Source organism: Inquilinus sp., from assembly GCF_057815775.1.
In genome coordinates, this window is record NZ_JBYRFX010000045.1 from 1 (window position 1) to 11972 (window position 11972).

The following is an 11972-nucleotide window of genomic DNA, read 5'->3' on the forward strand; positions in this document are numbered from 1 at the left end:
CCAAGCTTGCCGACCTCGCCACCAGCGATGAGAAGTCACCGTTGTTCGGCGCCGGTAATGCCGGTGTGGTGGCCCGCGACGGCAGCTTGGTCAGCTGCGATGACGAAACCCGCAGCGAGAGTTATTCGGCTATCCTCCGGCGCGCCGGGCTTGCTGAGATCGTGGCCCGCGGCAACGGCGCCGCTGATCCCGCTGCGCAGCAGGGCTACGCGATGCACGCGCATGGCGCGGTCTATGCCGAAGTGAAGGTCGATCCGGATCTCGGCCAGGTCCGCGTCACCCGCATGGTCGGCGCCTTCGCGGCCGGACGGATCGTCAATCCGCATCTGGTGCGCAGTCAGCTCTATGGCGGCATGATCTGGGGCGCGTCCTTCGCCCTGCACGAGCGCGCTTCGGCGGATCCGCGGTCGGGCCGGACTCTGAATGCCGACCTCGCCGAATACCACATCCCGGTAAACGCCGACGTGCCATCCCTGGAAGCGCTGATCATCGAGGAGCACGATCCCCATGTGAACGCGTTGGGTATCAAGGGGGTCGGTGAGATCGGCGTCACGGGATCAGCCGGCGCCGTGGCGAATGCGGTCTGGCACGCGACGGGGATACGGGTTCGGCGGTTCCCCATTCGAATCGATGATCTGTTGGTGCCCATCCAACGATAGGGCACCGCATTCTGAGGAGCCGGTCCGCGCGTCGTCTTCTGGGCTCGGGCCGGCTTAACCAAAACTCCGGGACGCAGATCTCTCCCTTGTCCGCTTTCGGGACGCCGACGCCATGGCCGCTTATGGCGCACCCAGGCCGAACCGCGAGTGAGCGGACGGTAGGCAGACCGACGCGGCGCTGTGGGCCTATGTCACTCCCGCAGGCGTAAGCGCATTACGATATCCTGATCATGGTTGCCGAAGCCCCGGCCGAAGATGTTCATGCCGCCGGGGTGTTCGGCATTCTGATCGATGCCGATCCTGAGGCGGATCGCTTGATGGTCGTTCAGCTGGAGCTGATCCAGCGTCACGGAAGAGGTTCGGGCCCCGTTGACGAAAGTGCCTTCATCGGTGACACGCCAGCTGACGAGCTTGCCGTATTGTGAACCGGCGAGCTTCCACCATCGCGGCGTGTATCGGCCGCGGATGTCACCGTAGTCACCCGGCGAGGTCCAGGTCGCGACGGCGACATGGTTGATCCACAGGGTGATGTCCGACGGCCAGTCGGCGTTGGTGCCCGGCACTTCAGACGAGAGCTCCATCGTGACCTCGAGCTGCTCGATCGCCTTCTCCACAACCTTGGAGTTGTTCGGGAACTTGTATTCGACGAAGCCGCGGCCGAACCAGATCAAGGCCGCCTTCATCCGGTTCGGGTCCCGAAAGTGATCCGGGACGTCGAGAAGGCCTAGCACACCGTCCGTCGAGCACAGCCCGCAGGGGGCGCTGACCTCGCAGGTGGTGTAGAGGCCGATCGGCATCGCCACCTCGATGATCCGGTTGTCCCGGAGGGCGTCCGGATTATCGAGCCGGATCGTGATCTCGTCGTAGAGGGCGGAGCAGACCTTCTGCTGTCCCTTGCTCGCCTTCACCGTCTCCGTGCGGATCAGCTCCGCACGCTCCAGCTTCTGCACATTGATCGCGACCGTGGATTGCGGCAGGTCCAGCTCGCTGCTGATCTGGTTGACGTTCAGGGGGCCGCGCTGCCGCAGCAGCCTGAGCATGGCCAGCCTCGCAGGAGAGGAGAGGGCGTCCAGCGCCTCGCTGCCTTCGCCGGCCATCAATGTCAGCAGTCGTCGCTGTGGCACATCCATCGTGCGATCATCCTTCGAAGAACGGCCGTTTCATCCGCCCAAAGCACGATCGCGGACCTGCCGCGCCGAGAGACGCTGATCCTCGAAAACCCCGAAGGGACCATCAAGAATCCCGGCTGGTTCAACATCTGGGCCATCAATGCTGGCGGGCAATATACCGGCCTGCATCAGCTCGCCCTCGACACGCTCTGGTATATCGATCCCGAGCATGGCCTGGACGGGATCTGGGAAAATTCCTGGCGTCCGAAAAGCCGATCTACAATGCCGACTTCACTGAGATGACCGTGAAGCTGCGGCCGGGGATCTACTGGAGCGATGGCGTCCAGTTCACCGCCGACGACCTCGTCTACACCGTCGAGACACAGATCAAAAACCCGGGAATGCGCTGGAGCGCCCTGCTCGCGCTCAACGTCGACAGCGTGCAGAAGGTCGATGACTGGACCGTGGTGTTCAAGCTGAAGAAGCCCAACTCCCGCTTCCATGCGCTGTTCACCGTGCGTTTCAACGCCATCTGGATCATGCCGAAGCATGTCTTCGAGAAGGCGCCCGACCCGCTGCGGTTCGACTTCAACAAGCCTGTGTCGCTCGGGGCCTACACGCTCTACAGCTATGACCCGGACGGCAAATGGTTCGTGTGGCAGCGTCGTGACGACTGGCAGCGCACCACGCTCGGCCGCTTCGGCGAGCCCGGGCCGAAATACGTCGCCTATATCGACCCCGGCCCACCGGACAAGCGCGTCATCGCGCAGCTGAACCACGACCTCGACGTGATCCACGACGTGGCGCCAGAGGGGATGTTCGCCCTGGCCAAGCAATCGAAGTCGCTGCAGACCTGGTTCAAGGGCTTCCCGTACGGCCATCCCGATCCGACCCTGCCGGCCGTTGTCTTCAACCTGCAGCACCCCACCTTCCAGAACCGCGACCTGCGCTGGGCGCTGACCTTGCTGATCGACATCCGGGCTGTTGCCATGGCGTCTTACCGGGGCGCCGCGACAATCTCGGCCATCGCCGTCCCGCCGACCGGCACGCATCCGGACGACTACCACAAGCCGCTGCAGGACTGGCTGAGCAACTTCGAGCTGGACACCGGCAAGGAGACGATCAAGCCGTACGACCCGACCATGGGGCAGCAGATCGCGACCATGCTGCGCCCGTCCATGGGAGATCAGATCCCGACCGACCCGGCCGAGATCGCCCGCTCCTTCGGCTATGGCTGGTGGAAGCCCAACCCCACCGCCGCCGCCGAACTGCTTGAGCGCGCCGGCTATGCCAAGCGCGGCAGCGCCTGGTATGGGCCGGACGGCAAGCCTCTCTCGATCAAGATCATGGTCGAGGGCGACTCCCGACCGGTGATGACCCGCGCCGGCACCATGATCGCCCAGCAATGGCGCCAGTTCGGCATCGACGCGAAGATCGACGTCGCCCAGGGCACGAACATGCTGGACCGGCGTGGCGCAGGCGATTTCGACGCCTTCATCGGCTGGAGTGTCGAGACCTATGGCGGCCATCCCGACCTCGCCTTCTTCCTCGACAGCTGGCATTCGCAGTTCGTGGCGCCGGCCGGCAAAACCCAGTCGCCACGCAACTGGCAGCGCCTGTCGAGCCCGGAGCTCGACAAGCTGATCGAGCAGATCCGCACGGTGTCCTTCGAGGATCCGAAGACGGTCGAGTTGGGGCGCGACTATGCCAAGTTCATGGTCCGCGAAATGCCGATCATCCCGCTGATGGCCTACAACGTCTTCACGGCCATGGATACGACCTACTGGACCGGCTACCCGACGGCCGACGATCCGTACACCGATCCGGTGCCGAACTGGGGCAATTCGCGCCTGATGATGGTGCGGCTCAAGCCGACCCAACCCTGATCCCTGCGAAAGCCCCGCGGGGTCCGGAGATCCGGGCCCCGCGGGCAACCCCTGAGGGGCAGAGGATGAAGCCGTTTTTCGCCTATCTCGCCAAGCGGCTGCTGCAATTCGCGGTGGTCGTCTTCATCGGCGTGAACATCACCTATGTCATCACGCACTCGACGCCGATCGACCCGGTCGAGCAAAGCGTGACCGCGGCGACCTCGTTCGGCGTCACCAGCCCCGAGGCGATCGAGATGATGCGGGCCTCGCTGCGCCAGCTCTATGGCCTCGAGGGATCGCCGGTCGAGCAGTACTTCTCGTTTTGGCGCCGGGTCGTCGTCGGCGATTTCGGCCCATCGCTGTCCGCGTTCCCGACCCCGGTCTCCACCCTGATCTGGCGGGCGATGCCCTGGACGGTCGGGTTGCTTCTCGTCTCCACCCTGATGACGTGGGTCATCGGCAACCTTCTCGGCGGGCTCGCCGGCTACTACCGGCGGAACCGGCTGCTGAAGCTGGCCGGGATCGTGTCGATGGGAGTCCACCCGATCCCGTACTACATCATCGCCTTCGTCCTGCTGATCGTGTTCGGCTTCCTCTGGCCGGTGCTGCCGATCAGCGGCGGCGCCAGCATGAACGTCAATCGCGCCGATACGTTCGGCTTCGCCCTGGATGTGCTGGTGCATTCCATCCTGCCCAGCCTGTCGCTCATGGCGGTCGGCATCGGCGGCTGGTTCATGGGCATGCGGGCCCTGGTGTCGAACATCGTGACCGAGGACTACGTCACCTATGCCGAACTGGGCGGCGTCGGCCGGCGCCGGATCCTCGGCTCGTATGTGATGCGCAATGCGCTGGGCCCGCAGGTCACCGGCCTGGCGCTCCAGCTCGGTGCGATCTTCAACGGCGCCATCATCACCGAGCAGGTGTTCGGCTATCCCGGTCTCGGCTCGCTGCTGATCAGCGGGGTGAATGCGGGCGACTACAGCCTGGTGCTCGGCATCACCACTGTATCGATCATCGCGGTCTCGGCCGCGGTCCTGGTGATCGACCTCCTGTTCCCGCTGATCGATCCGCGCGTGGAGGTCCGCTGATGCAGTTCCTTGCCGTCCTCCGGGACCTGCTTCGCTACAACATCGAATTCGCAGCGGGCTTGATCCTGGTCGGGCTCGTGGTCGTGATGGCGCTGCTGTCCTTCGTATCGCCATACCCGCCGCTCGACGTCTATGTGGTGGCGCCGGACCTGCCCCCGTCCTGGGATTATCTCTTCGGCACGAGCTCGCGGGGGCAGGACGTGTTCTGGCAGCTCACCCTCGCCATCCGCAACACGCTGACCTTCGGCCTCGTGGTCGCGGCGCTGAGCCGGATCATCGCGCTCGTGGTCGGGCTGGTCGCCGGCTATAAGGGCGGCTGGGTCGACCGGGTGCTGATGTCGATCAACGACACCTTCGTCGTCATCCCGCTGTTCCCGATCCTCGTCCTGTTCTACTTCATCATGCGCGACGCGATGAGCTGGGCGATGCTCGCGCTGATCACCGCCGCGCTCGGCTGGGCCTATGACGCCCGGCTGATCCGGGCCATGGCGATGAGCCTGCGGACCCGCGAATTCACCAACCAGGCCTATTTCTCGGGCGCCAGCACCGGCCGGATCCTGGTGCAGGAGCATCTGCCCTTCGTCCTGCCGATCGTGTTCTCGACCACGATGAACAACATCAACTGGTCGATCGGCATCGAGGTGACGCTGTCGGTGCTTGGCTTCACCGACATCAACACGCCGACGATCGGCGGCATGATCTACTGGGCCAACCAGCACACGGCGCTCGTCGCCGGCGTGTGGTGGTGGATCGCCTTCCCGGTGGCCCTGGTGATCATGCTCTTCGTCGGGCTGTTCCTGCTCGCGATCTCCATGAACGAGTACATCGACCCGCGCAGCCGGCTGGCGCGCATGGGGGGTGGGGCATGAATGCCGCCCCGCTGCCGACCCAGCCGGCAGGGGTGGTGAATGCGGCCCCCGCCGCCGCGCCCCTGCTCGAGGTCTCCGGCCTCAAGGCCTACTACCAGATGCGGTTCTTCGGGGTGACGCGGGAGGTGCGCGCCGTCGACGACGTCACCTTCGCCATCCGCCGCAACGAGATCTACGGCCTGGCCGGCGAATCCAGCTCCGGCACGACCACGCTGATCAAGACGATCGCGCGTGCGATCCGCCCGCCGCTGAACGTCGTCGGCGGCTCCGTCAGCTTCGCCTTCCAGGACGGGCGCCGGGATGTCTATGCGATGTCCCTGGCCCAAGTCGACGCCATGCGCTGGAGCCGCCTGTCCTATATCAGCCAGGGCTCGATGAACGTGCTGAACCCGGTCCGCCGGATCCGGAACACCTTCGTCGATTTCGCCGCGCGGCATATCGGTGGCACCCGGCAGGCGTTCTTCGCCACGGTCGCGGCCCATCTGCAGCGGCTGTCCCTCGATCCCAAGGTGCTCGACGCCTACCCGCACGAGATGTCGGGCGGCATGCGCCAGCGCCTGACCATCGCGCTCGCCACCATCTGCCGGCCCGAATTCATCATTGCCGACGAACCGACCACCGCCCTCGACGTCATTGTGCAGAGGGGCGTGCTGTCGATGCTGCGCGAGATCCAGCGGGAGATGGGCTCGTCCATCCTGTTCGTCACCCACGACATGGCGGTGCACGCCAACCTCACCGACCGTCTCGGCATCATGTATGCGGGCCGGCTGGTGGAGGAGGGGCCGACCGCGGAGATCTTCCAGCGCCCGCTGCATCCCTACACGGCGCATCTGATCTCCAGCCTGCCGCGGCTCGGCGACGACGTCAGCAAGACCGGTATTCCGGGCGCCCCGCCGAACCTTGCGGACCCGCCGACCGGCTGCCGTTTCCATCCGCGCTGCCCCCTGGCGGTCGGGCGCTGCCGCGAAGCGGTGCCGGCGATGGAGGAACTCGAGCCCGGGCATCGCGTCGCCTGCCATGTCGCCAAGGCCAGGGCCACCGGGGCGGTCCTGTCATGACCACGCTTCTCGAAGTCCGGCAGGTCGGCAAGACGTTCAGGTCCGGCGGCCTGTTCGGGCATCATGTCGTGCGGGCCGTCGACGGGGTCGACTTCGCCCTGGCCAGCGAGCGGCCGGAGATTTTCACGATCATCGGCGAATCCGGCTCGGGCAAGTCGACGCTGGCGCGGATGATCCTGAACAGTACATCGACCGATGGCGGGTCGATCCGGTTCCGCGGCCGCGACCTCGCCACCATCCGCAGCCGTCGCGACCGGTTGGCCTTCATGGCCGCGGTGCAGCCGGTGTTTCAGAACCCTTTCGAGGCGTTCAACCCGCTGAAGCGGGTCGATCGCTACCTGTACATGGCGGCCCGCCGCTTCTGCGGCGCGCGGACGCGCGGCGAGGTCGATGTTCGGGCGGATGCGGCGCTGCGCAAGGTCGGGCTCTCGCTCGCCGAGGTCCGCGGCCGCTACCCGCACGAGATGTCCGGCGGGCAGCTGCAGCGCGTGGCGATCGCCCGCGCCCTGGTGCCCGAGCCGGCGCTGGTGGTGGCGGACGAGCCGGTGTCGATGATCGACGCGTCGCTGCGCATGACCATCGTCAACATGTTCAGGACGCTGCGCGACGAGTTCGGCGTCTCGATCATCTACATCACCCACGACCTTGCCACCGCCTACACCATCAGCGACCGGCTGATCATCATGGAGAAGGGCTGGGTGGTGGAGAGCGGGCCCGCCCGCGCCGTGCTCGATGCCCCGAGCCATCCCTATTCCATCCGATTGTTGCAGGCGGTCCTGCCCGTCGGCAACGCGTGGCGGGACGATCGTCCCGCCGAACCCAGGCCCCAGCCGGCGGCCTGACCGTTTCCATCTTCGCTTCCCGGAGTCCTCCATGCAGAGCGTCAGGGTTTCCATCGACCGCACCTTCGCCATCGGCGAAACCGACCCCCGTCTGTTCGGGGCCTTCGTCGAGCATCTCGGACGCTGCGTCTATGGCGGCCTCTACGAGCCGGGCCACCCGACTGCCGACGCCAAGGGCTTCCGCCGCGACGTGCTCGATCTCGTCCGGGAGCTGGCGCCGAGCATCATGCGCTATCCCGGCGGAAACTTCGTCTCGGGATATGATTGGGAAGACGGTGTGGGGCCGGTCGACGAGCGCCCCCGCCGGCTCGACCTCGCCTGGATGTCGAAGGAGACCAACGCCTTCGGCACCAACGAGTTCATCGACTGGTGCCGGGCGGCCGGGATCGAGCCGATGCTCGCGGTCAATCTCGGCACCCGCGACGGCGACGCCGCGCGCCGGCTCGTCGAATACTGCAACTTCCCCGGCGACACCGAGCTTTCGGATCTCCGTCGCGCCCACGGGTGGGCCGAGCCACACGGCGTGAAGTTCTGGTGCCTCGGCAACGAGATGGACGGCCCTTGGCAGATGGAGACCAAGACCGCCGAGGAGTACGGGCGCAAAGCCACCGAGGCGGCCAAAATGATGAAATGGGTCGACCCGTCGATCGAACTCCCGCCTGCGGGTCTTCCGGCCGCACCATGCCGACCTTCGGCGCCTGGGAGGACACGGTGCTGGAGCACACCTTCGAGCATGTCGAGTACATCTCGCTCCACACCTACCTGAACGACTATGCCGGCGACACGGAGGCCTTCCTCGCCAGCCCCGACCTAATGGACACGTTCATCGACGAGGTCGTCGCCATCGTCGATGCGGTGGCGGCGCGCCGACGGTCGTCCAAGCGCATCATGCTCAGCTTCGACGAATGGAATGTCTGGTACCGCACGCGCCGGCGCAGCGAAGGCCGGACCAAGCTCGGCTGGCCGGTTGCGCCGGATATCCTCGAGGAAATCTACAGCATGAAAGATGCGCTGGCCTTCGGCGGGGCCTGCATTTCGCTGCTCAATCACGCCGACCGCGTCCGCTGCGCATGCCTCGCGCAATTGGTGAACGCCATTGCGCCGATCATGACAGAGACCGGCGGCCCGGCCTGGCGGCAGACGATCTTTCATCCCTTTGCCGATTTCAGCAATCTCGGCCGCGGCCGGGTGCTGCGGGCGCAAGTGGCCTCGCCAACCTATGCGGCGACCTATTATGACCCCCGCGGCACGGCCGAACTGGCCTTCCCGCTGCCGGCCGTCCCCTATGTGAAGGTCGCCGCCGTGCACGACGAGGCGGGCCGGACCGTGACGCTGTTCCTGCTCAACCGTCACCTCGATCAGCCGATGTCGGTCGACATCGACATCCGGGGTTTCGGTTCGCTCGAGCAGATGCAGGCGACCGAGCTGCGGCACGACGACCTTGCCGCCACCAACACCAAAGAGGCGCCGGACTGTGTAAAGCCGACCCCGCTGGCCGGGGTCCGCGTCGAGGGCAGTCGGATTGGGGCCACGCTTTGCCCCGCCTCGTGGAACGTCATCCGGCTGGCGACCGCCGAATAGTCATCATCAAGCCTGGAGGGCCAAATCCCGGCTCCAGGGCCACCTCGCCACCGGAGGCAAGCGCGATGGCCGCTTTGGAGCCGGCTCCGAGACGAATGATTAGTAGGAAAGACTGGAGGTTGCGGCGGCGCAAAGACGTCCGGTACCGGGACGCCAACCGAAGGGCCGCTTGTGGCGCGGACCGGCCGGGGCCGAGAAATTTTGCTCCCGGCCGGTGTGACGCTGTCGGCATTATATGCGCGACAGAGGGGCCTCAGAGGTCCAGTTGCTCAGAAATACTAAGTGCGTCGTCCACCTTTCAAGCTTTCTGTAGCCCAGAAGGTGTTGAACTGCTCTCAGATTTCCGGTCTTTCGATAGATCTGGGCTGTCTTGGTGCGTCGAATTGAGTGCGTTCCGCAGGCCGGGCTATCGAGGCCGGCATCTGTCAGCCAGCCATGAACGAGGCGAGCATCGTGACGCGTCGAGAGATGAGATTGGCCCCGTCGGCCCCCAGGACGAAGGCGTGATCTGCTGTGAAATGGTCACGGCCGTGCTCGGCTCCGCACAGGGCCTTCTAAAGAGTGAGCTTGAAGGCGACCTCGGTTCGGTTGCCGGCCTTCAGTTTTTTCATGATATCGCGAACGTGAACCTTCACCGTGCTCTCCGAGAGATTCAGTTCGTAAGCAATGACTTTGTTTGGTTTCCCCTGCCGGATGGCATCCGCCACGGCTGCCTGCCGTTTGGTCAGGAGGTTCGTGAGGTTGTCGGCAGTGGCAGACCCCGAGACTTGATGCTGTTGGTATGAACGGATCACGATGCTCGCTGGTATGAACAGGCCGCCGGCGAGGACCAGCCGGACGGCTTCGATCGCCACGTTTAAGCTCACGCTGGCCGGAATATAGCCGCGGGCGCCAAGCGCCAACACGCCGACAATGTGCGATGGCTCCTCAGTATCGCCGAGTACGACCACCGGCACATCCTCATAGTCCCGCGCCAATGCCTGGAGATCTGCCACAACTTCCGGCGCGTCTCCGTGCTTCCCGCCAATTCCGAACAGGATGGCCGATGATTGCCGGCCGTTGGCGGCGACGCTCCATTCCCGGATCCCTGTGAAGCCCTGGACCTGGAAGGTGACCTTATCCGCGCTCAACGCCCTGACGAGGCTGTCGAGCTGAAGCGTACGGGAATCGATGACAGTGATCAGGGGGGCGTTGGTCGTCAGCGACGCCGGCATCGCGCGCCTCCCGGTCCGGTTGCATCTTCCTGGAGACGCGATCGGGATATCGCGTGATTGTTGCGTTCCGCTGTCGTGGCAACCTTTTCCATCATGCGGGCCAACTTCAATGGGGTGTGAGTTAATGCGGTATTGCGTTGCATTTGATATAATTTACGAATGACCCTTCGATCTGGATCAAAAGGAGGGAGAAATGTACGGCGTATCCCAATCGGCAAATCTCAGGGCGAAGAATTGTAAACTAAATCAATTGGTTGCCGTCTCTTCCGGTGCCGCTGTCAAACCCCTTCAATAGCATGCGATGGCTTGTCACCCCTGGAACAACGGCACGGTGCCGGAATGATCGCCGGTGCTGGATCCGCGGGGCGGGTAGCCAGCATCACCACCTGTTTTCCAGGCACCCATGGATCGATGCACTGATCTCACAATGGACTCAGGGCTCGCGGATGCTCTCGTCCAGGCCGCGCAGCAGCGGATAGAGGAAGTAGGACAGCACGCTGTGCCGGCCGACCTTGATCTCGGCCACCACGGTCATGCCGGGCAGCAGGCGGAAGGTGGGCGGCACGGATCGCAGCGTCGTATCGGTCAGCCGGACGCGGGCGCGATAAACCATCGGCGCCGCGGGATTCACCCCTTTCTCATCCTTGTTGCCGGATAGGAAGGCATCCTGGCTGATGGTCCTGACCACGCCGGCGGCGGTGCCGTGCTTCTGGAACGGAAAGGCATCGAGCTTCAGCCGGACCGGCTCGTCGGCGCCGAGCTGCCCGATGTCGCGGCTGGCGATCGTGACCTCGGCCTCGAGCGGGACGTCGAGCGGCACCAGCGTGAACAGGGGTTCGGCCTCGCGCACCACCGACCCGACCGACCGCTGCGCGATATCCAGCACCACCGCATCGGCCGGCGCGGTCAGCATGATCATGTCGCGCCGCAGCACGGCCTTCTTCAGTTCCTCGGCCGTGGCCTCATGCGTGTCGCGTGCCTTGACCAGGTCTTCCAGGGCCGCCCGCCGGAACTCTTCGATGAAGGCCTGCCGTTCCGACCGGGCCTTCGCGATGGCGTGCGTCATCTCGATCTGCTCGCCATGGTTCTTGGACAGCGCCGCCTGGATGTCGAGGCGCGCGTCATGCGACAGCAGATAGTTCAGCTTCGAGCCGGTCTGGTCGGCCATCAGGGTCTGGCGCATCTGCTCGATTTGGCGCTGGGTGTCCACCCGTTCCACCAGCAGTGGCTCCGCATCCCGGTTCACCGAAAGGTTGGCTTCCGCCCGCGCGATCTGGTCGTCGAAATTCTGCAGCTGGGTGTCGTAGGCCGCCTTGCGCTGGGCATAGAAGCGCATCTGCAGCACCGCATCCGGGGATGCGTCGGCCGCCGGCTCATAGGGCTGGCCGGCCAGCTCCGCCTCGATCCGGTCCATCTGGGCGTCCAGCGCCGCGACCTTGCCGCGCAGCTGTTCGACATCCGATTGCGTGAAGGTCGGGTCCAGCGCGGCCAGCCGCTGGCCGGCGCGGACCGTCTGGCCCACGGTCACGTCGATCGACCGGATGACCGAGGTCTCGAGCGGCTGCACGATCAGGTTGGGCTGGGTGGTGATCAGCTTGCCCGGTGCGGCCACGATCTCGTCGACCGAGGACACCGAGGCCCAGACCACGCCGGCGACGATGATGGCGATGACGGCATAGAGGGT

Annotated in this window: 11 protein-coding genes; 8 read left to right on the forward strand and 3 right to left on the reverse strand. The window is 65.2% G+C overall.

Features of this window, described 5'->3' with window-relative positions; genetic code table 11:
• The coding region (locus AC3XYG_RS01760) for a xanthine dehydrogenase family protein molybdopterin-binding subunit (protein ID WP_489138093.1) at nucleotides 1-659 on the forward strand (659 nt) is incomplete at its 5' end.
• A 191-nt stretch (nucleotides 660-850) separates the two neighbouring features.
• Here AC3XYG_RS01760 and AC3XYG_RS01765 read toward each other — a convergent pair.
• On the reverse strand, nucleotides 851-1789 hold the full coding sequence (locus tag AC3XYG_RS01765; protein ID WP_489138094.1) for an ArsR/SmtB family transcription factor: 939 nt from the start codon (nucleotides 1787-1789) through the stop codon (nucleotides 851-853).
• Here AC3XYG_RS01765 and AC3XYG_RS01770 point away from each other — a divergent pair.
• The 7 genes from AC3XYG_RS01770 (at nucleotide 1759) to AC3XYG_RS01800 (ending at nucleotide 9074) form a co-directional block, all read left to right on the forward strand.
• Nucleotides 1759-3654 (forward strand): ABC transporter substrate-binding protein, encoded by a 1896-nt coding sequence (locus AC3XYG_RS01770; protein WP_489138095.1) that lies wholly within the window; start codon nucleotides 1759-1761, stop codon nucleotides 3652-3654. The two genes, AC3XYG_RS01765 and AC3XYG_RS01770, sit on opposite strands and share 31 nt — an antisense overlap.
• 65 nt (nucleotides 3655-3719) lie before the next feature.
• Complete coding sequence (locus AC3XYG_RS01775) at nucleotides 3720-4724, forward strand: ABC transporter permease (RefSeq protein ID WP_489138096.1); 1005 nt, start codon at nucleotides 3720-3722, stop codon at nucleotides 4722-4724.
• Nucleotides 4724-5593, forward strand: a complete 870-nt coding sequence (locus AC3XYG_RS01780; protein WP_489138097.1) for an ABC transporter permease — start codon at nucleotides 4724-4726, stop codon at nucleotides 5591-5593. The genes AC3XYG_RS01775 and AC3XYG_RS01780 overlap by 1 nt, the downstream gene beginning before the upstream one ends.
• Entirely contained in the window at nucleotides 5590-6651 is a 1062-nt protein-coding gene (locus tag AC3XYG_RS01785) for an ABC transporter ATP-binding protein (protein WP_489138098.1), read from the forward strand. Before AC3XYG_RS01780 ends, AC3XYG_RS01785 begins: the two co-directional genes overlap by 4 nt.
• Nucleotides 6648-7493, forward strand: a complete 846-nt coding sequence (locus tag AC3XYG_RS01790) for an ABC transporter ATP-binding protein (RefSeq protein ID WP_489138099.1) — start codon at nucleotides 6648-6650, stop codon at nucleotides 7491-7493. Before AC3XYG_RS01785 ends, AC3XYG_RS01790 begins: the two co-directional genes overlap by 4 nt.
• Before the next feature lie 31 nt (nucleotides 7494-7524).
• The gene (locus AC3XYG_RS01795; protein WP_489138100.1) at nucleotides 7525-8259 is read left to right on the forward strand and encodes an alpha-L-arabinofuranosidase family protein; all 735 of its coding nucleotides are present in this window, start codon (nucleotides 7525-7527) and stop codon (nucleotides 8257-8259) included.
• The gene (locus AC3XYG_RS01800) at nucleotides 8205-9074 is read left to right on the forward strand and encodes an alpha-L-arabinofuranosidase C-terminal domain-containing protein (protein WP_489138101.1); all 870 of its coding nucleotides are present in this window, start codon (nucleotides 8205-8207) and stop codon (nucleotides 9072-9074) included. The genes AC3XYG_RS01795 and AC3XYG_RS01800 overlap by 55 nt, the downstream gene beginning before the upstream one ends.
• A gap of 554 nt (nucleotides 9075-9628) precedes the next feature.
• Here the strand turns inward: AC3XYG_RS01800 and AC3XYG_RS01805 are convergent.
• Both AC3XYG_RS01805 and AC3XYG_RS01810 read right to left on the reverse strand, forming a co-directional pair.
• Entirely contained in the window at nucleotides 9629-10288 is a 660-nt protein-coding gene (locus AC3XYG_RS01805) for a LuxR C-terminal-related transcriptional regulator (protein ID WP_489138102.1), read from the reverse strand.
• A 433-nt stretch (nucleotides 10289-10721) separates the two neighbouring features.
• A partial coding sequence (locus tag AC3XYG_RS01810; RefSeq protein WP_489138103.1) for an HlyD family type I secretion periplasmic adaptor subunit occupies nucleotides 10722-11972 on the reverse strand: 1251 nt, incomplete at its 5' end.

What these genes read in the sequence shown, in the direction of transcription:
- AC3XYG_RS01770 (WP_489138095.1), top strand. Translation starts at nt 1,759, where the DNA reads ATGTCAGCAGTCGTCGCTGTGGCACATCCATCGTGCGATCATCCTTCG.
- AC3XYG_RS01765 (WP_489138094.1), bottom strand. Translation starts at nt 1,789, where the DNA reads ATGGATGTGCCACAGCGACGACTGCTGACATTGATGGCCGGCGAAGGC.
- AC3XYG_RS01775 (WP_489138096.1), top strand. Translation starts at nt 3,720, where the DNA reads ATGAAGCCGTTTTTCGCCTATCTCGCCAAGCGGCTGCTGCAATTCGCG.
- AC3XYG_RS01780 (WP_489138097.1), top strand. Translation starts at nt 4,724, where the DNA reads ATGCAGTTCCTTGCCGTCCTCCGGGACCTGCTTCGCTACAACATCGAA.
- AC3XYG_RS01785 (WP_489138098.1), top strand. Translation starts at nt 5,590, where the DNA reads ATGAATGCCGCCCCGCTGCCGACCCAGCCGGCAGGGGTGGTGAATGCG.
- AC3XYG_RS01790 (WP_489138099.1), top strand. Translation starts at nt 6,648, where the DNA reads ATGACCACGCTTCTCGAAGTCCGGCAGGTCGGCAAGACGTTCAGGTCC.
- AC3XYG_RS01795 (WP_489138100.1), top strand. Translation starts at nt 7,525, where the DNA reads ATGCAGAGCGTCAGGGTTTCCATCGACCGCACCTTCGCCATCGGCGAA.
- AC3XYG_RS01805 (WP_489138102.1), bottom strand. Translation starts at nt 10,288, where the DNA reads ATGCCGGCGTCGCTGACGACCAACGCCCCCCTGATCACTGTCATCGAT.